Origin of the sequence: Neisseria sp. P0019.S003 (genome assembly GCF_051957115.1) — a bacterium.
GTDB lineage: Bacteria > Pseudomonadota > Gammaproteobacteria > Burkholderiales > Neisseriaceae > Neisseria > Neisseria flavescens_D.
Genome location: NZ_JBQCWT010000002.1, coordinates 246,433 through 268,006 on the forward strand (window position 1 = coordinate 246,433; position 21,574 = coordinate 268,006).

The following is a 21,574-nucleotide window of genomic DNA, read 5'->3' on the forward strand; positions in this document are numbered from 1 at the left end:
GTGAAAATGAGCGGTAAGGTTTGAAAATCAATGCAACACGCTAAACCATTTTCAGACGGCCTTGGCGTGTTGCATTTTCAATTTAGTTTACATTGCTGAAGAAAGGATTATGACCTTCCAGTTTCAACGCTTGGGCATAAGTAGGGATGTTCTCATTTTCGCCCAATGGGTTGTGCAGCAGGTAGAGGTGCTCGATTCGGCATTCGGCCATCAGGTCGAGGAAGTTTTGCTGAATGATGGCGATATTGTCGGTTGAGGCCAGCTCCCAAGTGAAGGTCTGCGGAACAATTTCAAACGCGCTGTCTGTCGCGTTGAAGCTGAACTGGAGCTTGCCGTCCGCCTTGGCTGCGGCAACAACGCCGACACGCGGGCTTTGCATACGGATGGCGCGGATGGCGTTGGTGGCAAAAACGTCCATGGCCATACGTTGGCGGGTGTGGCTGCCGTCGGTAAGCGCGTCAAGCGGTGTATTGGGCGAGAGCGGGTTGGTAAAGAGGGTAACGCCGTCGAGGGAGAGATGCTCTTGCCAAACCTGCATCAATGGCAGGCCTGCCTGTTGCAGGTTGAGGCCCAGGGCCGTCTGAATGTCTTTATTGCCGTAGCCCAGTGCGTAAACAACATGGACGGATTGACCTTCGGGCAGCGTTAATGGTTTGTATTCGAATTTTTGCAGGAATGCGCCTGCCGCTTCATCGTTTTGCTTGGCTTGGAACCATTCGCCCGGGGTAACGCTGCTCAAATCGGTAGATTGGACGAGGTAGGGCAGCCATTGTGTGTTTTGCGTGAGGGTGCGCAGGTTGGGGTAGTTTTGCAGGCAGGCGAAGAGGGCTTCGGTAGGCAGCGTGAGCGGCAGGGTTTGTTCTTTTTTGCAACCGGCGACCAAAACGACAGGCAGGGCAAACCATTGGGCTTCGTTATCGTTTTCTGCTTTCAGGACTTCGCCCACGCTTTGAATCAGGCTGGTGTAAGTGCCGACATCGGGCGCCATAGTCATCGCCAATGAAAGGTTGATGTAATGGTTTTGGCTGAGCATGGTGCGGATTTCGGTTTGTAGTTGGCCGGCCGAAAGCTTGCGTGATGCGGAGGAGGAGTTATGCGCCAGCTGATAGGCATTGAGCAGAAGGTAGTTTTTGATAGGGCTCTGAGGATAAGGGCGGGTATCTGGAAGAACAAAGGTTTTCATGACGGTTTGAAGTGTTGTGTTGTAATTGTGGCGATTATAGCAATTTAGTCAGTCGGTGTGCTTGTTAATACATGAAATTCAAATGGCGGCAGGGTGTGTGCTTCATTTTTATGCAGTTTCAGTGTCGGTATTTTGAGGCTGAAGAGGATGGTGCCCGATGTGTTATAATCCATGACCAAACATAATTCAGAAAGGAACAAAATCATGCGCTTGCTTCATACTATGCTGCGTGTCGGCAATCTCGAACGCTCTTTGGATTTCTATCAAAACGTATTGAATATGCAACTGCTGCGCCGCCGCGATTATCCTGAAGGCCGTTTTACTTTGGCTTTTGTCGGTTATGGCGATGAAGCGGATCATACTGTTTTGGAACTGACCCACAACTGGGATACCGAGTCTTACAACTTGGGCGATGCTTACGGCCACATTGCGATTGAAGTCGATGATGCTTACGCCGCGTGCGAACGTGTCAAAGAAATGGGCGGTAAAGTGGTACGCGAAGCCGGTCCGATGAAACACGGTACGACTGTGATTGCGTTTGTTGAAGATCCGGACGGTTACAAAATTGAATTTATTCAAAAGAAAAGCGGTAGCGATTCGGTGCAATATTCATCTTAAGACATAAGATAATGGAAAAGGCCGTCTGAACATTCAGACGGCCTTTTTTTTGATCAGCCCAGCTGTTTTTGCTTTTCGCTCAACAGGGCGTGTACTTGAAGCGCGGTAGCGTAGCGGTCTTCTCCTGCTTCAATCGGATCGAGGAAATGCAACTCGACTGTACTGGAAGGCTGGCTGATGACCATGCAGATGGATTGCCAGAGGCTGATGTCGCCGTAGTAGGCAGTGTGCGGATTGGGGCTGCTGCCGTCCGGATTCGGATAGCGGCAGAGTGCCGGAATAATCGGTACGCCTGCATCATAGGCCGTCTGAAAAAAGCTAGGTTTGAACGGCAGGATTTCACGCCCTTCGGTACTGGTGCCTTCGGGGAAAATGGTGACGGTATCGCCGTTTTTCAGTGCTTCGGTTACGCCGGCGATTTTGGCAGAATTACCTTTGATGCCGCGGTTGCGCGAGACATAAACCGTTTGCGCCTGCGTGGCGAGATAACCGACCACCGGCCATTTGGCTACATCGTCTTTAGCCACGAAACGGCCGGGGAAAGCGCCGTTGACCGCCATAATGTCTAACCATGAAATATGGTTGCTGATAAGCATTTGGCCACGGCCTTCTTGCGGCGGCGTGCCGAAAGTTTGCAGTTTCATGCCGCAGGAGGCGAGCACGCGCAGCGACCATAATTGAATCGCGCGCAGTTTGCGTTTGCTGCTGTAAAAGGGAAACAGAAAAAACATTTCGGCCATGCCGTACAAAAGGCAGCTGGCAATACAGAGAAGACGGAAGATAAAACGGATTTTGGCGGTCATTGTGTGTGTTTTTTTATAAAGATTAGGCAGGCCGTCTGAAGTTTCAGACGGCCTTTTATTATAAATCGGTTTTAGGGGCAAAACGCTGCAAGTAGCGGTCGGAAAGGTGGCTGATGTCCATCATGATCAGAACATCCGCGCAGTTGAACGCTTCATCGACGCAAGGCTCGCCGCAGAACCACGCGCCTGCTTTGAGATAGCCTTTGATCAGGGCAGGTACAGGCGGATTTTCAGACGGCGTGATGCTGTCCCATTTGAGTGGGTTGAGCGGTTTGACACACCATTGTGCCGGAGCGAGGTATTTGTCTTTCAAAGCATGATACAAGCCGGCCGCATCGTTGCCGCCGTCGCGCATTTCGATACTGCCGCAACCAATCATAAAGCGCAGGTTTTCGTCTTTCATGAATTTGACCAAACCGGTCCACAACAGCATGACCAAGCCGCCGTTGCGGTAGTCAGGATGCGTACAGGCGCGGCCGAGTTCGACGGTTTGCGGCAGAATGTCTTTCAAAGGCTCAAGGTCGAATTCATGCTCGCTGTACCAGCCGCCGACTTTTTTTGCGGTTTCTTCGGTAATCAGGCGGTAGCAGCCGATAACTTCGCCGGTTGCATCGTCAAACGCGAGCAGGTGGTGGCAATGCTCATCATAAGGATCGACATCGCGGCCGTCATCACTTTCGATTTCCGCCCCCAATTCTTGGGCAAAAACCTGATAGCGCAATCTTTGGGCGGCTTCGATTTCAGCTTGGGTTTCTGCAAGGCGTACGCTCAGGCCGATTTTGGGGCCCGTTTGATTGAAACGGCTGGGGGACATGATGTTTCCTGTTTGAAGAAAATGGCTGATTATAGCGGATATACGGACAGATTTATATTGATTTGCTTTGCGGTAGGGCAAATTATGTCGGGTTGTTGGAAAAAGGCTTCAGGCCGTCTGAAACTGATGGCTGTTTCGAAGTATGGTCAGGAACATTTGCCAGGATGTTTGAAATTTATGACACAAATCAAAATATTTATCCAAACTATTTAATATTAGAATAAAAATATATACAATATAACTAGTTCAAAAGTATTAATATAATTGAACGAGATATTTTTAATATTTAAAAATGGAGAATATAAAGATGAAACTGAATGTATCGCTCAGTCCTTTGTGTTTGGCTTTAGCGCTTTTTTCCGGTACTGCGTATGCGGATGGAGGTATTGTTGCCGGAACCATGTACAAGACGGGTTCTTTGGCTGTCGGTAAAGAATCCGTATCGGGCGAAAATGCCGCTGCAGTTGGCGACAAGGCTAAAGCAAGTGGCTATAAGGCGGCGGCTTTTGGTTATGATTCTGCCGCTTCCGGTTTGAGCGCAACTGCTTTGGGTGGCGAATCCAAGGCGGAGGCATTGCGGTCGGTGGCGGTTGGCTTTCGGGCTCACGCCAAGGGAACAAATGATGTAGCAGTCGGTGGCGCAGCGGCTGCTTCTGGCGGTCAATCCGTTGCAGTCGGTCTGCTGTCCAAGGCTTCGGCTTTGCGTGCCGTTGCAGTAGGTAATGGCGCGCAGGCAAGTAATATTGATGCAGTAGCTATCGGCAGAGATAGTGAGGCGGATGCGCTCAGTGCGACGGCTTTAGGTGATCGAGCTAAAGCACGTGGGACTCAATCACTTGCTCTGGCATCGGCTGCTGAAGCAGAAGGTTATCAAGCAGTGGCGGTCGGTACGCGTGCGGTATCGAATGCCGTAAACAGTGTAGCTTTGGGTGTCGAGTCTTCCGCCACGGCCTTGAATGGTTTGGCTGTCGGCACCAGCTCCAGCGTGCGTAAAGAAGGTGGTACGGCAGTCGGCGGCGGTGCATCGGCTTTGGAAGAGAAATCTTTGGCACTCGGTTTCCAAGCCAAAGGTAAAGCCGAGAAAGCGGTGGCTCTGGGTGCGCAAAGCATCGCAGATTTGGCTGCAGGTCAGGCAGGCTATGATTTTGCGACACAGTCGGCAAGTCAATCTGAAGACACGACATGGAAATCGACATTAGGCGCGGTTTCGGTTGGCAATGAAAAGGACAGCCGTCAAATTACCCATGTGGCTGCCGGTACTCAGGATACGGATGCGGTAAATGTGGCTCAGGTCAAAAGGCTTGCGGAAAGATGGCAGGCCGACAGTCAGCAAAAAGAGTCGGCAGTGGCTGCTCAAATCAATCAGATACGCGCTGAAACACGTGTAGAAATGAAAAAACTGGAAGACCGTGCGGATGCCGGCTCTGCCGCTGCGATTGCGGTGGGTAATCTGGGACAAGCTTATCAGCCGGGACAGGGTGCGGTATCCATTGGCAGCGGCGTTTGGCGCGGAAAGGCCGGTTTTGCTGTCGGAGTATCGAAAGTATCCGCCAGCGGCAAATGGCTGGTGAAAGGTTCGGCTGTCGGCGCATCTAAGGGTGGTGCAGGCGGTGGAGCCAGCGTAACCTATCTGTGGTAGAAAATTTCAGATGGCCTTGAATGCTGAGGCCGTCTGAATTTGGCATGCGAAGCGGTAGAAGCGTAAAATCAACGTTTTTGCCGCTTTTTTATTATGGAAACCTCTTTCCTGCTTGCCGGAAAAATTACCGAGCTGACGCTGATTGTTTTGATGGGCGTGGCCTTGGTGAAGGCCGGGCTGTTGAAATCGGAAAACAGCTACACGCTCTCGGTCATCGCGCTTTACCTGATCAGCCCGTCCGTCATGATTCACGCTTTTCAGATGGACAATACGCCGCAGATTATCGAAGGGCTGAAGCTTTCCGTCATGCTGGCGGTGTTTTTCCATGTGGTGTTGATTGTTTTAGGCAGGGTGTTTAAACACTTGTTCAAACTCGATGCGCTCGAACATGCGGCAACGGTGTACAGCAATTCGGGCAACCTGATTATCCCTTTGGTAATGTCGGTCTTTGGTGCGGAATGGGTGATTTACACCAGCGGTTTTATCATGGTGCAGACGTTTTTATTTTGGACGCATCTGCGCCTGTTGATTTGCGGCCGAGGCAATGTGGCTTGGAAAACCCTTTTTACCAATATCAACATCTTATCCATGCTGGTCGGGCTGCTGATGTTTGCCTTTCAAATCAAGCTGCCGCACATTGTCGATAATACTTTGGCGACGGTGGGCAGTATGATTGGCCCAGTTGCCATGTTGGTGGCGGGTATGCTTTTGGCTTCTTTGCCGCTACGCTCGATTATGTGGACGCCGAGGCTTTATCTCGTTGCTTTTTTAAGGTTGATTTTGATTCCGATATTATTACTTTTTGCCGTCAAAGTTTGCGGTTTTTCCCATCATGATGCGCATGCGGATACGGTTGTTTTAATCAGCTTTTTGGCAACGACTTCGCCTGCCGCCGCGACGGTTACCCAAATGGCGGTTGTTTATGGCAAAAATGCCCAAAAAGCCAGCGCGATTTATGGGCTGACAACCTTGCTTTGTGTGGTAACCATGCCGGTGATGATTGCGTTATATCGTTGGATTATTTAAGAAAAGGGCAGGTCGTCTGAAACTTCAGCCTTATGTTTCAGACGGCCTGTTTGGTATTTTAATTTTGAAAATAACTTTTATTATCAATTAATTAAGCAATTAAAAAACTATACAAAGCCGTTTGCAGCGTGTATCCTTATGTCTAACATTCATCCAATATCAATCTTTAAAGGAACAAAGCCATGACCGACTTTACCGTTTGGGAAACCGCACCTTTCAATTCCACCATCGACCATATCTTGCAGCGTTACCACAATGTCCACCGCGCCCAGTTTGAAGAGTTGGTTCCGCTGGCGCAAAAAGTGGCGCAGGTTCATGCCGACACTTTCCCTGCCGAAGTTCCTGATTTGTTGGCCTATATGCAAAACGAGCTGTTGATGCACATGATGAAAGAGGAGCGCATGTTGTTCCCGATGATTAATCAGGGTGTGGGTCGCGGCGCGGCCATGCCCATCAGCGTGATGATGCACGAGCATGAAGAACACGACCAAGCCATCGCGCGTTTGGAAGAATTGACCAACAATTTTGAGCTTCCCGAAGGCGCTTGCGGCAGCTGGACCCGTTTGTACACTTTGGCCAAAGAGATGGTGGATGATTTGAAAGACCATATCCATTTGGAAAATGAGATTTTGTTCCACCGCGTTTTGGCTTCTTAAAATTTGAGCTTAATCAAGGCCGTCTGAATGTTCAGACGGCCTGTTCTTTAATCCCTTGCTAAGTTAGTATAATAGTTCTAAAATTTTAATAAATAAACAAAATTAGGCAGTAAAGGCACACATCCGTTCTTTTGTTTACTTGAGAAGGAGTTTATGAATGAAACATTCTAAAGTTTTACTATCGGGTATTCTGTTTGTTGCTCTGACTGCGTGCGCCCAAACGACGGACGGCAGCTGGAGTGCCCTGCAGGATACGAAAACAGGCGTGCAGTCGCGGCCTTATTATGAATTTGGCAATGTGGTTCAGAAGATTTCTTTTAAGAAAACCGGCAATCCGGAAAATGGTCTGAAAAAGCCTGTCTTGACTGTGTATCGTCAGGGCAAGCTGTTGGGCGAAGCATATAATTTGGAAGCCTCTCATGGCAGCCCCTTGTTGCCAACCCTGTTTCTGGTAAACGGCAAGTCATTAAATGTAAATGACGGCAACGATAGAAAACTGTTGGCTTCTGCGAAGAGAATCGATTTTTACGATTTCGGCCACGGCCGTATCGGCCATGCAGTCTTTACCGCGCCTAACGGCATCTGTCAGGATATGAAACACGGCAAAGGCGTTTCCTACAAGCTGGTTACCAACTATGTTAATTTTCCGGATTATCCTTCACCTGAAAATATCTTGATTATTACTGCGCAAGGCAAATATGAGCAAGACGGGTTTATATTGGATTCCACTGAGTCAAGGGTGACCAGTGCCAATAAAGAGTTTGCCAGAAAATATGGCGAAGCCCTGAAATCTAAGAATGGCCCTGAGACCAGACAGGTGAATATGGCTAATGCAGCCAGTGCGGAAAAAGGCAGACTGTTGGCTGATTATATCTGTCAGTAATCATATTAAAGGCCGTCTGAAATTCAGACGGCCTTTTTGAATCATGAATGCATCTCTTGTTCAAACGACAGCAGAATCTGTTTCACTTCATCCGCTTCTTTGACGGCGCGGATGCGGTCAAACAATATCTGCGCCTGTTCAAACTCTTTTTTCATCATGCCCAGCCACTGTTTCAAACGGGCAACCGGATATTTGTTGTTGGCTTCTTTGGCAAGGCACAAGTCGAAGAATTGGACTATCCATGAGGAGACTTCGGCAAAGTCGGTGTCTTTCACTGTTTCGCCGTTTTCATATTGCTTGATTTGCCGCGCCAAGTCTGGACGGATCACCGCGCCGCGCCCGAGCATCACGCTGTCGCAGCCGCTGACAGTTTTAATGTCGAGATAGTCTTGAAGGCTGAATACATCGCCGTTGGCAGTAACGGGAATACTGACTGCATCACGGATTTTGCGCACCCATTCCCAATGAGCCGGCGGTTCGTAGCCTTCGACTTTGGTGCGCGCATGGACGGTTAACGCGCAGGCTCCGCCGTTTTCAATCGCGGAGGCGCATTCCAATGCCAGACTTTTGTCTTCATAACCGAGCCGCATCTTGGCAGTCAGCGGAATGTGTTGCGGAAGGCGTTGACGCAGGGTGTGGACGATGTGGTAAATCAAGTCGGGCTCTTTGAGCAAGACCGCGCCACCTTTGTGTTTGTTGACCGTCGGCGCGGGGCAGCCGAAGTTGAGGTCGATTTTGTCCGCACCGAAACGCACGGCTTCCAAAGCATTGACGGCCATGTTTTCCGCATCGCTGCCCAAAAGCTGGACAGTACAGGGCGTACCGGCCGGCGTGCGGTTGGCATGGGCGATTTCGGGAATATATTTAAGCCAAGTGGCGCGTGAGTGGACCGTGTGCGTAATGCGGACAAATTCGCTGACACATTCGTCAAATCCGCCGATGCGCGTCAACAGGTCGCGCATCACATCGTCCACCAGCCCCTGCATGGGGGCAAGAATAAGCTGCATGAGTCAGGCCGTCTGAAAAAAGGAGGACATATTGTAGCGGTATATCGGTTAAAATACACTCTTAAATCATGTTTTGCCTAACTTAGAATGAATCCCATAAATTTTATTTACACAAAATTTTGTTAGTTTGTAGGTAAGTTGGGAGTCATGCCATTAAGGATAATTATGAATTCAACTATTAGCTTGCTTATCCTCGCCAAAAATGAGGAAAAAAATATTGGGGAGTGCATTAAAAGCTGTACTTTTGCCAATGAAGTTATTGTTATTGATGATCATAGTAATGATGAAACTCCTATAATTGCTGAAAGTTTAGGAGCTAAGGTAATTACTAGAGATATGAATGGAGATTGGGGAAAACAACAAACGTTTGCGATAGAGCAGGCAAAATCAGATTGGATTTTTTTTATTGATGCTGATGAACGTTGTACGCCAGAGTTGTGTAAAGAAATTGAAGAGGTTGTTGCACAAGGACAGCCTTTTGGTTATTGGGTAAAACGTCTTAATCATTTTCAACGGAAATTAGTACGTCATGGTTCTTTAAGTCCTGATTGGGTTTGCAGGTTGATGCCAAGAATAGGTAGTTATGTAGAAGGAGTTGTACATCCTAAAATCGTCCATCAGCATGGCAATAAGAAGCTTCGTGCTCCTATGCTTCACTACACTTATGAAACATGGGAACAATATTTGAGAAAGATGAATCAATACTCTACGCTTGCAGCTGAAAAATATAAGCAAGAGGGTAAGTCTAGCTATCCATTTTTTGATTTGATTTTGCGACCATTATTCGCATTTATCAAAATGTATTTCTTAAAGAGGGGCTTCTTGGATGGTATGCTGGGCTATATCCTGTGTAAAAACTACGCGAACTATACAATGAATAAATATGTAAAATTAAAGTACCTTCTTTCGAAAAAATAGGTGTTAAGTATAGGATAATACTGAGAGTTCACTTAAGAATGAAGATGTATTTATTTGGGTAAAAGATGGTTACATTGTTTAGAGTAATCTATAATTCCAACCGTTTGTAATTTTATTTCGGCGAAGGCCGGATTTTGGGAGTTGTGATGTCAACTATGTTTTTTATCCAGTTTGCCGTTGTGCTGCTGTGTATCCTGATTGGTGCGCAGGTTGGCGGTATTGGTTTGGGCGTGCTCGGCGGTATCGGCTTGGCCGTATTGTCTTTTGGTTTCCATCTTCAGCCGACCAGCCCGCCGATTGATGTGATGCTGATGATTATGGCGGTAGTGTCTGCCGCGGCGGCCATGCAGGCCAGCGGCGGTTTGGACTATATGATTAAGATTGCCACGCGTGTGCTGCACCGCAATCCGAAATACATCACCTTTATCGCACCGGCGGTAACATACACTTTCACCGTCTTGGCAGGTACGGGCCATGTGGCTTACTCGGTCTTGCCCGTGATTGCCGAAGTCAGCCGCCGCAATGGCATCCGTCCTTCCCGTCCTTTGACAATGGCGGTTATCGCTTCCCAATTTGCGATTGTCGCCAGCCCGATTGCCGCTGCCGTTGTTGCCTGCGTCTCCATGCTTGAGCCGCAACACATCACGATGGCAGATGTGTTGAAAGTGACCGTTCCGTCCACGATTTTGGGTATCGGTTTGGCTTGCGTGTTCGTAAACAAACTGGGCAAAGAATTGAAAGACGATCCGCATTATCAGGCTTTGCTGAAAGACCCGAACTATGTGAAAGAATACATCGATGTGGAGGAGCAACAAACCGATGTCGTCATTTCGCCGAAAGCCAAATTGTCGGTCGGTATTTTCTTGGCTGCGGCATTGCTGGTGGTTGTGATGGGTGCGCTGCCTGAGCTGCGTCCTGCTTTTGAACACGATGGCGCGATCAAGCCTATGGGCATGGCGCATACGATTGAAATCGTGATGCTGTCTGCTTCTGCGCTGATTATTTTGGCGTGTAAACCCAATGGCGATGCGATTACCCGAGGTTCGGTATTCCACGCCGGTATGCGTGCCGTGATTGCAGTGTTTGGCGTAGCTTGGTTGGGCGATACCTTGATGAACGGCCACTTGGCAGAAGTGGAATCGACCGTCAGCCATTTGGTCGAATCTGCACCGTGGACCTTTGCCTTTGCCTTGTTTATCTTGTCGGTATTGGTCAACAGCCAAGGCGCGACAGTGGCAACGCTGTTCCCAATCGCTATCAAACTGGGTATTCCTGCGCCCATCATTATCGGCACATTTGTCGCGGTAAACGGCTATTTCTTCATTCCAAACTACGGTCCGATTATTGCCGCTATCGACTTCGATACAACCGGCTCAACCAAAATCGGCAAATTCATCTTCAACCACAGCTTCATGATTCCGGGCCTGTTGAGCATGGCATTTAGTCTGGCTTTCGGTTTGTTGTTGGTTCAGCTGTATTATTGATAGGCTGAAAAAATGAAGGCCGTCTGAAATTAAATTTCAGACGGCCTTTTTGATATTGTTATTCGAGAGCTTAATTGCAGTATTTATTGATGTCGTTTTGGTATTGCTTAATCAGGCTGTCGCGATTGGCCAAGCGTGCGCTTTCGGCGACTTGGCGGTTGATTTTGGCGATTTTGCAGTTTTCCAGCTTGTTTTGGCGGTTTTGCTCTTCGATTTTTTTATTGCGCTCTTCAATTTGTTTATTTTGTTCCGCGACCTGTTCATTAGGCTGCTCGGCAACCGGCTCAGATGCCGCAACAGCAGGCGCAACGGCAGGTTTGACGTTGTGCGTGCGGATGTTGACCACGCCGGAACGCTTCGGTTGCAGACGGTTTGGCGTATCGGAATAGCTGTTGCCCGACGTGCCTTTCCAAGTGTACACCTCGGCCGCGCCGGTCAGGGCGGCGGAAGAGAGAAGGGCTGCAATCAGACAGGTTTTGAGTACGGAAGATTTCATGGGTTTCCCTTATGTAAATGATGTTCTCATGCGGCTTATTTTACTTGAAACTGCAATGCGTTGGCATATTTTTGTACGCCAAATCAAATCATGTAAAAAAATAACGTTAAAACGTGTATTGCCAATGTTAGCATCAAGCCGGTGTGATATAATGCCGTGCATCTTGCACAAACTGAAAGACCGAGCATCATGCGTATTGTAGAAAAAGCCTATACTTTCGACGACGTTTTGTTGGTTCCAGCGCACTCAAACGTGCTGCCTCGAGATGTCAAACTTCAAACCAAACTCACCCGCGATATCACGCTCAACCTCCCTCTACTTTCTGCTGCAATGGATACCGTTACCGAAGCGCGTCTGGCCATCTCTATGGCTCAAGAAGGCGGCATCGGCATTATCCATAAAAACATGACGCCGGAGTTGCAAGCGCGTGCCGTTTCCAAAGTGAAGCGCCATGAGAGCGGCGTGGTGAAAGATCCCGTTACCGTTGCGCCGACCGCATTGATCCGCGAAGTCTTGGAAATGCGCGCACAACGCAAACGCAAAATGTCCGGTCTGCCTGTTGTTGAAAACGGCAAAGTGGTCGGTATCGTGACCAACCGCGATCTGCGTTTTGAAAACCGTGTCGATCTGCCGGTTTCTGCCATCATGACCCCCCGCGACCGTTTGGTTACCGTTCCCGAAGGTACCAGCATCGATGAAGCCCGCGAAATCATGCATGCGCACAAAGTTGAGCGCGTTTTGGTGTTGAACGACCAAGACGAACTCAAAGGTCTGATTACAGTTAAAGATATTCTGAAAACAACCGAATTCCCTAATGCCAACAAAGATGCCGAAGGCCGTCTGCGCGTCGGTGCCGCGGTGGGTACCGGCGGCGATACCGAAGAGCGCGTCAAAGCATTGGTAGAAGCAGGCGTGGACGTGATTGTGGTCGATACTGCCCACGGTCATAGCCAAGGCGTTATCGATCGCGTGCGCTGGGTAAAAGAAACCTATCCGCACATCCAAGTCATCGGCGGCAACATTGCTACTGCTAAAGCCGCTTTGGATTTGGTGGCTGCCGGTGCGGATGCTGTTAAAGTCGGTATCGGCCCGGGCTCGATTTGTACGACCCGTATCGTGGCAGGCGTGGGCGTGCCTCAGCTGACTGCGATTCACAATGTTTCCGAAGCCCTGAAAAGTACAGGCGTTCCCCTGATTGCCGACGGCGGTATCCGCTTCTCCGGCGATATTGCCAAAGCTCTGGCAGCAGGTGCATACAGCGTCATGCTCGGCGGTATGTTTGCCGGTACGGAAGAAGCACCGGGCGAAATCGAACTCTACCAAGGCCGCTCTTACAAGTCTTACCGCGGCATGGGTTCGTTGGGTGCGATGAGCCAAGGCTCTGCCGACCGCTACTTCCAAGACAAAACCGACAGTACAGACAAATATGTTCCTGAAGGCATTGAAGGCCGCGTTCCTTACAAAGGTCCGATCGTGAACATCATCCACCAGCTGACCGGTGGTCTGCGTTCCAGCATGGGTTATTTGGGTTGCGCTAATATTGCTGAAATGCACGAGAAAGCAGAATTTGTGGAAATCACTTCTGCCGGTATGAGCGAATCCCACGTTCACGACGTACAAATCACTAAAGAAGCGCCTAACTACCATCGTTAACCCACTATAAAAAGGTCGTCTGAAAATATTTCAGACGGCCTTTCTGTTTTTATAAGGTTTTAAAAATGAAGCAAATATTGCTTGCCGCCGTTTGGAATGGTGTTTCAGGTTGCGTATTTGCAGAACTTACCGGATAAATTGGGAAGACAAACGCTTCACGCGCTCAAACCAGAGTGCATCTGTGGAAATAATATGTATCAACTAGTATGTTTCGAACTGAGCGATTAAACCGAGTTTCAGACGGCCTTTTAAAAATCGTATTACAATAAGCCAAAATTAAAAACACATTCCATTATGTCCAAAAAAATCCTGATTATTACCCCAAGCTGGATTGGCGACTGCGTCATGACCCAACCGCTTTATCGCCGTTTGCATGAGCTACATCCCGGCTGCACCATTGATGCTTTTGCCCCCAAATGGTCGATGGCTGTATTTGAGCGTATGCCTGAAATCAACCGTGTGATAGAAAATCCGTTTGGACATGGTGCGTTGGAATTGAAAAAACGTTGGCGTATCGGGCGTGAATTGGGAAAAGAAGGCTATGATCAAGTGATTGTTTTGCCCGGTTCGCTCAAATCCGCCATCATTGCCTTGGCTACGGGCATTAAGCAGCGTACGGGCTACGTCGGAGAGTCGCGCTATTTTTTACTGAACGATATCCGCAAGTTGGATAAGGTCGCGTTGCCCCTGATGGTCGACCGCTATACTGCGCTGGCGCACCCGACCCAAGCGGATTTTAACGGGCATTCCGATAATCCCTGTTTTAAGATTGATCCCGAAAGCCGTCAAGCCGCTTTGGCAAAACATGGTTTGACGACGGATAAACCGATTTTGGCATTTTGTCCCGGTGCGGAATATGGCCCGGCCAAGCGTTGGCCTGCGCGTCATTTTGCCGAACTTGGCCGCCGCTATTTGGCTAAGGGTTGGCAGGTTTGGCTGTTTGGTTCGCAAAAAGATTTCGATATTGCAGATGAAATCAACCGACTTTCAGACGGCCTGTGTACCAATCTTTGCGGCAAAACCAATCTTCCTGAAGCCATTGATCTGTTGTCTTGCGCCGATACGGTCGTGTGCAACGACAGCGGTCTGATGCACCTTGCGGCCGCGCTTGATCGGAAATTGGTTGCGGTTTACGGCTCATCCAGCCCTGACCATACGCCGCCTCTAAGCCAAAAGGCAAAAATCGTCAGTTTGAATTTGGATTGCTCGCCTTGTTTCAAGCGAGAATGTCCGTTGGGGCATACGGATTGTTTGAACAAGCTGACGCCGGATATGGTGCAAAAAGCGGCGGAAGAGCTGGCTCGTTCGGCGTAATCCAATAAAGATTAGATGGAAAACAGTAAAGGACAGATTTGAGTCTGTCCTTTTAATCTTTCGTTTCTTTTATTTTTTAACAAAAGGCCGTCTGAAAATCATATTTCAGACGGCCTTTTTTGGTTTGAAATCAATACATCTGATTATTTTTGATGCAGATTATAAACGTATTCCACTTCTTCGCGGCTGCCCATGAATACGGCAACACGTTGGTGCAGGCCGGTAGGTTGGATGTCGAGCATGGCTTCGATGGCGTCGTTTGATACGCCACCGGCCTGTTCCATAAGCAGGCTCATCGGGTTGGCTTCGTACATCAGGCGCAGTTTGCCCGGTTTGGATGGGTCGCGTTTATCTTGCGGATACATGAATACGCCGCCGCGCATCAGGATGCGGTGGATTTCGGCAACCATGCTGGCAACCCAGCGCATATTGTAGTTTTTGCCGCGTACGCCGGTTTCACCTGCCAGCAATTCGTCAATGTATTGTTGAACAGGGGCGAACCAATGTCTTTGGTTGGACATATTGATGGCGAATTCTTTAGTGGATTCGGGAATGCGTGGATTTTCTTTGGTCAGCAGGAATTGGTTGGCATCATCCAGAGTGAAGACAAATACGCCATGACCGACAGTCAGTACCAGTTGAGTTTGCGGACCGTATAAAACATAACCTGCGGCCACTTGGTCGCGGCCTTTTTGCAGGAAAGACTCGGTAGTCAATGCGCCTTCAGGTTTGGCCAAGACGGAGAAAATGGTGCCGACGGAGATGTTGACGTCGATATTGGAAGAGCCGTCCAACGGGTCAAACAATACCAAATAGCCGCCGTTTTCGTATGTGGCGACATAGGTGTCTTCTTCTTCGCTGGCAAGGCCTGCGATGTTGGTATTGGCTTTTAAAACATCAATCATGATGTTGTTGGCGATGACATCGAGTTTCTTTTGGTCTTCGCCTTGGATGTTGCCAGTACCTGCCATGCCCAAAACGCCGGAAAGCGCGCCGAGGCGGACTTTGGCGTTGATGTCCAAACAGGCGGCGGCTACGGATTCCAGTACGCTGGCCAGCTCTTGCGGCAGTTTGTGTTCGGGCAGGTGTTGGGCTAAGAATTGGTTCAGTGTCTTCATGGTTTCACTCTTTTCCTAAGTTTGAATCGAATATTTTTCAATTTCAGGCCGTCTGAAAACGGCGTGTTCATTTGGTTTTGCTCTCGGCCATGCCTAAAACTTCTTTAGTGCAGGCGATGCTGGTGTCTTTGATGCGTTTTTTCAGCTCGTCGCTCATGGAGTCGCTGCCGCCCAAAAGCGATGTCGCTTCTTCAGGATTGATTTGGTCGACTGTTTTTTCGCCGATACAGCGGCAGATTTTTTCAGTGGTCGCGGAATCAAACGGGCTTTTTCCTGCGGCTTTTTCTACGCAGGCTTCGGTTGCCGAGCGGACAAATTCGGTGCGGAAACTTTGGGTAAATTCTTCTTTAAATTCGTTTTTTGCTGATTCGCTGCACGCGCAAAGTAGGAGCGTGCAGGCTAGGGGTGTGCGTATATTCATGAGTGGACGGCCGTTAATTGTTATGTTGTGAATTGTAGTGGAAAAAGGCTTAAGTATAAAGGGTTAAGGCCGTCTGAATGGGTATGGCGGCAAAATCGAAGCGCTTGGTATGCGTTCAGACGGCAGCGTTTATTTCGTTTTGCTTTCCAATACATAATGCGCGCCTGCATCTTGCGCCAAAATTTTGGCAAGTTCGGGCAGATTGTTTTGCAACTGTTCGGCAAGCATATAGGGCGGGTTGATGACAAACATACCGCTGCCGTGCATACCGAAGCCGTCGCTGCGCGGCGTATGGACATGAAGCTCGGCGTGCAGATAATTGTCGGGAGCGATTTTTTTGAGTTCGTCCGGCAGTTTGCGGCTTTCTTCGCGGCTCAGGCAAGGATACCAAACCATGTAGCAGCCGGTTTCAAAGCGTTTTAAAGCATCTTTCAAGACTTGGACGACACGGCGGTAGTCTTGTTTTTCTTCGTAGGGCGGATCAATCAAGACGGCGGCGCGGCGCGGCGGAGGAGGCAAGAGTGAAATCAGGCCTTGATAACCGTCCGCTTGGCTGACTTGTACTTTGCGCGGTGGACGGACTTCGCGCATATTGTTTTGCAAATGGACAAAATCGGTAGGGTGTAGCTCAAAGAGGCGCATTTTGTCGTTGTCGCGCGTGAGCGCCTGTGCCAGCCAAGGCGAGCCGCAGTAAAGGTTGTCTTGCGGCAGTATTTGTTTCAGACGGCCTACAAATTCGGCCAATTCGGCAGGCAGCTTGTCAGCTTGTTCCAAGAGCGCAATGCCTTGTTTGTATTCGCCGACTTTTTGCGCTTCATCGCCGCTCAAATCATACAAACCGGCACCGCTGTGCGTATCGATATACCAATAAGGCTTGTCTTTACGGTTAAAATATTCGAGGACGAGGAAGAGGGTAAAGTGCTTGAGCATATCGGCATGGTTGCCGGCATGGAAGGCGTGGCGGTAGCTGAGCATGATCGGGCTGCGGAAATAAAAATCCGATTATACCCCAAACCATCGCCATCACCGCTTTCAGACGGCCTTTGTACCTGGAAAATGCTACAATATCCGCCTTATCGTACCATCGGAAAGAAGACATCATGTTTACAGGCATCGTACAAGGCATGGGCAAAATTACAGACATCGCCCAACCTTCGCCCGACTTTCGCACCCACACTGTCGAGCTGCCCCCCGAAATCGCCGACAATCTGCAAACTGGCGCCTCTATCGCCAACAATGGCTGCTGCCTGACCATTACCCGAATCGACGGCAACAAGGTTAGCTTTGATTTGATGGACGAAACCTTACGCAAAACCAATCTCGGCAGCTTGAAAGTCGGCGACAGTGTCAATTTGGAACGCGCGGCGCGGTTTGGCGATGAAATCGGCGGTCATGTGATGAGCGGCCATGTGATGGCGGTTACCCGAATTTCCCGAATTGAATCCAGCGAGTTTAACCGTACAGTTTGGTTTGAGCTGCCGGAAAACCTCAAGCCCTACATCCTGACCAAAGGCTTTGTCGGTTTGGACGGTTGCAGCCTGACCATAGGCGAAGTCAGCGAAAGCGAATTTTGCGTACACCTGATTCCGGAGACTTTGGAGCGCACCCTGTTTGGCAGCCGCAAAGAAGGCGACCTCATCAATATTGAAATCGATCCGCAAACCCAAGCCGTTGTCGATACCGTTATGCGAGTATTGGCACAAAAGGCCGTCTAAAAAAAAAGAAAGCCGAAATGAAATTATCCAATTTTTTGAAAAAAGCGAATTCCGTTTTAAACCGTCTGGATTTAATCCTGCCTGACGAAGCCGGTAAAACCGACTGGCGCGCTTTGGCCTACCGTTGGCACAGCGTGGGCAAAAAAGGTATTTTGGAAAGCCTGCCGCGTCCGCATACGTTTCCTTTGAGCAGATTGGCGGCAGTCGGTTCGCAAACCGACAGGCTGAAACGCAATACCGAGCAATTTTTGGCAGGCTGTCCGGCAAATAATGTCTTGATGACCGGCGCGCGCGGTACAGGCAAATCCTCCTTGGTTAAAGCGTTGTTGCACGAATACGCCGAGCGCGGCCTGCGACTGATTGAAGTGGACAAAAGCGATTTGATCAGTCTGCCGGCTTTGTTGACGCTGTTGTCCGAACGTCCCGAGAAATTTATCGTTTTCTGCGATGATTTGTCGTTTGAAACCGGCGATGAGACCTATAAAGCCTTGAAAACTGCTTTAGACGGCGGACTGTCGCAACGTTGCACCAATGTTTTGGTTTATGCCACTTCCAACCGCCGTCATTTAATTCCCGAATACATGGATGAAAACGGCGGTACTACGGGCACTCGTGGCGAAATCCATCAGAAAGAGGCCGTCGAGGAAAAAATCTCCCTTTCCGACCGCTTCGGCTTATGGCTGAGTTTTTATCCTTTCGATCAAAACGATTATCTGACCGCTGTTGCCAACTGGTTGGACGATTTCAATGTGCCTTTTGACGATACGGCGCGCCAAGCCGCATTGCAATGGGCGCAAATGCGCGGCAGCCGTTCAGGCCGCTCGGCATGGCAGTTTGCCTGCGACTGGGCAGGCCGGTTGCCGGAAGAAAGAGTGTTGGATTAAGGCTGAAAAAGCAAAGGCCGTCTGAATATGGTTTCAGACGGCCTTTTTGTATTTTTATTTATCCATCAGCGCAAGCATGAAGACAACCATTGCTGGCGCTGGCGCGGATTGAGCAGATGATAGAGGCGGTATTGGATTTCCATTTCATCCACCGCATAGTCCATGCTGGAGAGGTAGCGGTTTTCAACATAATCGCGGGCGGCGTTTGAGTCGAATGAGTCGCCGGAGAGGATTTTGATGATGGTTTGACGGCGGTTGCGGTCGGAGCGTACGGTTTTACGGTAGGCTTTATCGTTGATTTGTTTGAAGTCGGTACGCAGGCGGCGCAGGGCGGCGTGTTGGTCGGCGGATAAATTAAGCTGTCGGATGTCGCAATTCGGGTGGAAGTCGTCCAAAGTGGCCAGAAACGGACCGGCATGTGCAGGCAGACTGGAACAGAGTAGGGCGAGTGCTAAGAAAATAAAAGTCGGATAGCGGGAAAGTGCAACAGACACGGTGTTTTCCTAATGTTTCATCAGGTTTGGAAATATAACCGATAAGCGTGTGAAAGGCAGTATCAATGCAGTTAACTTTTGTTAATGATGTTAGATTTTTTTGCACATGTATGTAATATAATAATTTATTTTCAAAGCCTTACTATGTGATTATAAGTTTCATTAATGTATATGAAATGTAAATTCATAAAAATGACGGCAGAGATGTTGTCGGCGGCATACAACATAGGGTTAAAAATGCGATAATGACAAAGGAACACACTTTAGGAGAATAAACATGACCGACTACCGTATTGCCCCCAGTATTTTGTCTGCCGATTTTGCCCGTTTGGGCGAAGAGGTTGCCGAAGTTATCCGTGCCGGTGCGGATTTGATTCATTTTGACGTGATGGACAATCATTATGTACCGAATCTGACTTTCGGCCCTATGGTTTGCGCGGCTTTGAAACCGTATGCAACCGTGCCGGTCGATGTGCATTTGATGGTTGAGCCGGTGGACGATTTGATTCATGCGTTTGCCAAAGCCGGTGCCAATATCATTACTTTTCATCCGGAAGCCAGCCGCCATGTCGACCGCAGCTTGGGTTTGATTAAAGAATACGACTGTCAGGCAGGCTTGGTATTGAATCCTGCTACGCCGGTCAATATTTTGGAAAACGTTTTGGACAAACTGGATATGGTTTTGCTGATGTCGGTCAACCCAGGCTTTGGCGGACAAAGCTTTATCCCGAATACGCTGGTAAAAATCCGCAAAGTGCGCGAGATGTTGGACGAGTATGAACGGCAAAGCGGCCGCCATATCGCATTGGAAGTCGATGGCGGCGTGAAGACAGACAATATTGCTGAAATTGCGGCAGCAGGTGCGGATACGTTTGTGGCCGGTTCGGCGATTTTTGGCAAATCGGATTACAAAGCCGTTATCGATGAAATGCGTCAACAGTTGGCGCAAGTCGGATAACTAAGCCGGGATATTCTTGGTTTTTCAAACGTTGGAATAACAATATTGAATATTAAAGGCCGTCTGAAATGATTTTCAGACGGCCTTTTGTTTTAGCCTAAACCCTTACAGCGGCCATTTCAATGCAGGATTACTTTCAATGACTGCTTTGAATTGGTTTTGAATACGCTCAATCGCTTCTTGCGTATCCGCTTCAAAACGCAATACCAAAATCGGCGTGGTATTGGAAGCACGCATCAGGCCGAAGCCGTCAGGGAATTCAACGCGCAAGCCGTCGATGGTGATAATTTCGGTCGCACCTTCAAACTTGGCATTGGCAGCCAGCTCTTCAATCACTTTGTGGCCGTTGCTTCCTTCCGGCAGGTCGATGTTGAGTTCCGGAGTGGAAATGCTTTGCGGCAGCTTGTTCAATACTTCGGACGGATTGTCGAAGTTAGACAGGATTTCCAAGAGGCGTGCGCCGGCATACATGCCGTCGTCGAAGCCGAACCAGCGTTCTTTAAAGAAAACGTGGCCGCTCATTTCGCCGGCAACCAGTGCGCCGGTTTTTTTCATGGTGGATTTGATGAAGCTGTGGCCGGTTTTTTCCATCACAGGTTCGCCGTCGTGTTCTTTAATCCAAGGCGCGAGCAGACGGGTAGATTTGACGTCGAAAATCACTTTGGCTTTAGGATTGCGGCTCAACACGTCTTGCGCGAAAAGCATCAGTTGGCGGTCTGGATAGATGATGTTACCGTCTTTGGTGACTACGCCCAAGCGGTCGGCATCGCCGTCAAATGCCAAGCCGATTTCGGCATCGCTGTTTTTAAGCTCGACGATGAGGTCTTGCAGGTTTTTCGGTTTGGAAGGATCAGGGTGGTGATTAGGGAAATTGCCGTCCACTTCGCAGAAAAGTTCGGTAACTTCATTGCCCAAACCTTTGTAGAGTTTGCCTGCAAATGCGCCGCCGACACCGTTGCCCGCGTCAATCACGATTTTCATCGGGCGTTTGAGCTTGATATGGCCGACGATGTTGTTGTGGTATTCGCCGGAGATGTCTTTTTCGGTTACGCTGCCTTGTTTGTCGGCGGCAACAAAACCGTCTTTTTCAATAATGGCTAAAAGTTCTTGAATGGCTTCTCCTGCGAGCGTGTCGCCGCCGAGCATCATTTTGAAACCATTGTAATCAGGCGGATTGTGGCTGCCGGTAATCATTACGCCGCTGCCGCCGCATTCGTTGATGGCTGCGAAGTAAAGCATAGGGGTGGCAACCATGCCGACGTTGAGGACGTCGATGCCGCTGTCTGTAAAACCGCGTTGAATTTGTGCCATCAGGCCGGGGCCGCTCAAACGGCCGTCGCGGCCGAGTGCGATGCGTGTAATGCCTTTTTCGGAGGCTTTGGTGGCAATGGCTTTGCCGATTAAGTAGGCAGCTTCGTCGGTCAGGGTCTTACCGACGATGCCTCGGATGTCGTAGGCTTTGAAAATGTCGCGGGCGATATTTGCCATGT

The 21,574-nt window shown here is 49.2% G+C and carries 22 protein-coding genes; 12 read left to right on the forward strand and 10 right to left on the reverse strand.

Translation table 11 applies throughout. The features are described 5' to 3' along the window. Positions 1-82: 82 nt before the first annotated feature. Entirely contained in the window at positions 83-1,183 is a 1,101-nt protein-coding gene (locus tag ACTHTS_RS04305; RefSeq protein WP_440369320.1) for a conjugal transfer protein, read from the reverse strand. Positions 1,184-1,387: 204 nt separating this feature from the next. Here ACTHTS_RS04305 and gloA point away from each other — a divergent pair, with 204 nt between their 5' ends. Beyond that, the gene (gene gloA, locus ACTHTS_RS04310; RefSeq protein WP_039864394.1) at positions 1,388-1,801 is read left to right on the forward strand and encodes a lactoylglutathione lyase; all 414 of its coding nucleotides are present in this window, start codon (positions 1,388-1,390) and stop codon (positions 1,799-1,801) included. Between the two features lie 53 nt (positions 1,802-1,854). On the opposite strand, the gene ACTHTS_RS04315 is transcribed toward gloA, so the two are convergent. Together ACTHTS_RS04315 and ACTHTS_RS04320 are read right to left on the reverse strand one after the other, a co-directional pair. After that, on the reverse strand, positions 1,855-2,604 hold the full coding sequence (locus tag ACTHTS_RS04315) for a lysophospholipid acyltransferase family protein (protein WP_440369321.1): 750 nt from the start codon (positions 2,602-2,604) through the stop codon (positions 1,855-1,857). Between the two features lie 58 nt (positions 2,605-2,662). Beyond that, positions 2,663-3,418 (reverse strand): GNAT family N-acetyltransferase, encoded by a 756-nt coding sequence (locus ACTHTS_RS04320; RefSeq protein WP_440369322.1) that lies wholly within the window; start codon positions 3,416-3,418, stop codon positions 2,663-2,665. 307 nt (positions 3,419-3,725) lie between these two features. Between ACTHTS_RS04320 and ACTHTS_RS04325 the strand changes: the two genes are divergently transcribed. The 4 genes from ACTHTS_RS04325 (at position 3,726) to ACTHTS_RS04340 (ending at position 7,622) form a co-directional block, all read left to right on the forward strand. Continuing rightward, positions 3,726-5,057, forward strand: a complete 1,332-nt coding sequence (locus ACTHTS_RS04325) for a YadA-like family protein (RefSeq protein ID WP_440369323.1) — start codon at positions 3,726-3,728, stop codon at positions 5,055-5,057. A 93-nt stretch (positions 5,058-5,150) separates the two neighbouring features. Beyond that, complete coding sequence (locus tag ACTHTS_RS04330; protein ID WP_440369324.1) at positions 5,151-6,083, forward strand: AEC family transporter; 933 nt, start codon at positions 5,151-5,153, stop codon at positions 6,081-6,083. Between the two features lie 182 nt (positions 6,084-6,265). After that, a complete protein-coding gene (gene dnrN, locus ACTHTS_RS04335) occupies positions 6,266-6,739 on the forward strand; it encodes an iron-sulfur cluster repair protein DnrN (protein WP_004519850.1) in 474 nt (157 codons plus the stop codon). Positions 6,740-6,896: 157 nt separating this feature from the next. Beyond that, entirely contained in the window at positions 6,897-7,622 is a 726-nt protein-coding gene (locus ACTHTS_RS04340; protein ID WP_107867565.1) for a hypothetical protein, read from the forward strand. Between the two features lie 41 nt (positions 7,623-7,663). Here the strand turns inward: ACTHTS_RS04340 and ACTHTS_RS04345 are convergent, their stop codons facing one another. After that, positions 7,664-8,629 (reverse strand): tRNA dihydrouridine synthase, encoded by a 966-nt coding sequence (locus tag ACTHTS_RS04345; protein ID WP_440369325.1) that lies wholly within the window; start codon positions 8,627-8,629, stop codon positions 7,664-7,666. Positions 8,630-8,794: 165 nt separating this feature from the next. Here ACTHTS_RS04345 and ACTHTS_RS04350 point away from each other — a divergent pair, with 165 nt between their 5' ends. Both ACTHTS_RS04350 and ACTHTS_RS04355 read left to right on the forward strand, forming a co-directional pair. Next, positions 8,795-9,547 (forward strand): glycosyltransferase family 2 protein, encoded by a 753-nt coding sequence (locus ACTHTS_RS04350; protein ID WP_070826161.1) that lies wholly within the window; start codon positions 8,795-8,797, stop codon positions 9,545-9,547. A gap of 155 nt (positions 9,548-9,702) precedes the next feature. After that, positions 9,703-11,031 (forward strand): anaerobic C4-dicarboxylate transporter, encoded by a 1,329-nt coding sequence (locus tag ACTHTS_RS04355; protein WP_314575707.1) that lies wholly within the window; start codon positions 9,703-9,705, stop codon positions 11,029-11,031. A 70-nt stretch (positions 11,032-11,101) separates the two neighbouring features. Here ACTHTS_RS04355 and ACTHTS_RS04360 read toward each other — a convergent pair whose 3' ends face one another. Then, on the reverse strand, positions 11,102-11,527 hold the full coding sequence (locus ACTHTS_RS04360; protein ID WP_440369326.1) for a DUF4124 domain-containing protein: 426 nt from the start codon (positions 11,525-11,527) through the stop codon (positions 11,102-11,104). A gap of 189 nt (positions 11,528-11,716) precedes the next feature. Here ACTHTS_RS04360 and guaB point away from each other — a divergent pair, with 189 nt between their 5' ends. Next, positions 11,717-13,180, forward strand: coding sequence for an IMP dehydrogenase (guaB, locus tag ACTHTS_RS04365; protein WP_440369327.1), 1,464 nt, complete (start codon positions 11,717-11,719; stop codon positions 13,178-13,180). 294 nt (positions 13,181-13,474) lie between these two features. Beyond that, positions 13,475-14,494, forward strand: coding sequence for a lipopolysaccharide heptosyltransferase II (gene waaF, locus ACTHTS_RS04370; protein ID WP_440369328.1), 1,020 nt, complete (start codon positions 13,475-13,477; stop codon positions 14,492-14,494). A 143-nt stretch (positions 14,495-14,637) separates the two neighbouring features. Here waaF and ACTHTS_RS04375 read toward each other — a convergent pair whose 3' ends face one another. The 3 genes from ACTHTS_RS04375 to ACTHTS_RS04385 form a co-directional block, all read right to left on the reverse strand. Next, entirely contained in the window at positions 14,638-15,612 is a 975-nt protein-coding gene (locus ACTHTS_RS04375; protein ID WP_440369329.1) for a class 1 fructose-bisphosphatase, read from the reverse strand. A gap of 67 nt (positions 15,613-15,679) precedes the next feature. Next, on the reverse strand, positions 15,680-16,033 hold the full coding sequence (locus tag ACTHTS_RS04380) for a hypothetical protein (RefSeq protein WP_440369330.1): 354 nt from the start codon (positions 16,031-16,033) through the stop codon (positions 15,680-15,682). A gap of 129 nt (positions 16,034-16,162) precedes the next feature. Next, on the reverse strand, positions 16,163-17,008 hold the full coding sequence (locus tag ACTHTS_RS04385) for a 23S rRNA (adenine(2030)-N(6))-methyltransferase RlmJ (RefSeq protein ID WP_440369331.1): 846 nt from the start codon (positions 17,006-17,008) through the stop codon (positions 16,163-16,165). Positions 17,009-17,133: 125 nt separating this feature from the next. Here ACTHTS_RS04385 and ACTHTS_RS04390 point away from each other — a divergent pair, with 125 nt between their 5' ends. Both ACTHTS_RS04390 and ACTHTS_RS04395 read left to right on the forward strand, forming a co-directional pair. Then, on the forward strand, positions 17,134-17,748 hold the full coding sequence (locus ACTHTS_RS04390) for a riboflavin synthase subunit alpha (protein WP_440369332.1): 615 nt from the start codon (positions 17,134-17,136) through the stop codon (positions 17,746-17,748). Between the two features lie 17 nt (positions 17,749-17,765). Further along, a complete protein-coding gene (locus ACTHTS_RS04395; RefSeq protein WP_440369333.1) occupies positions 17,766-18,632 on the forward strand; it encodes an ATP-binding protein in 867 nt (288 codons plus the stop codon). A gap of 65 nt (positions 18,633-18,697) precedes the next feature. On the opposite strand, the gene ACTHTS_RS04400 is transcribed toward ACTHTS_RS04395, so the two are convergent. Next, positions 18,698-19,126, reverse strand: a complete 429-nt coding sequence (locus tag ACTHTS_RS04400; protein WP_049336552.1) for a Spy/CpxP family protein refolding chaperone — start codon at positions 19,124-19,126, stop codon at positions 18,698-18,700. Positions 19,127-19,403: 277 nt separating this feature from the next. Between ACTHTS_RS04400 and rpe the strand changes: the two genes are divergently transcribed. Further along, the gene (gene rpe / locus ACTHTS_RS04405) at positions 19,404-20,084 is read left to right on the forward strand and encodes a ribulose-phosphate 3-epimerase (RefSeq protein WP_440369334.1); all 681 of its coding nucleotides are present in this window, start codon (positions 19,404-19,406) and stop codon (positions 20,082-20,084) included. A 105-nt stretch (positions 20,085-20,189) separates the two neighbouring features. Here rpe and ACTHTS_RS04410 read toward each other — a convergent pair whose 3' ends face one another. Beyond that, positions 20,190-21,572 carry a phosphomannomutase/phosphoglucomutase gene (locus ACTHTS_RS04410; RefSeq protein ID WP_440346290.1) on the reverse strand — a complete coding sequence of 461 codons (1,383 nt, stop codon included), beginning with the start codon at positions 21,570-21,572 and terminating at the stop codon, positions 20,190-20,192. Positions 21,573-21,574 lie beyond the last annotated feature (2 nt).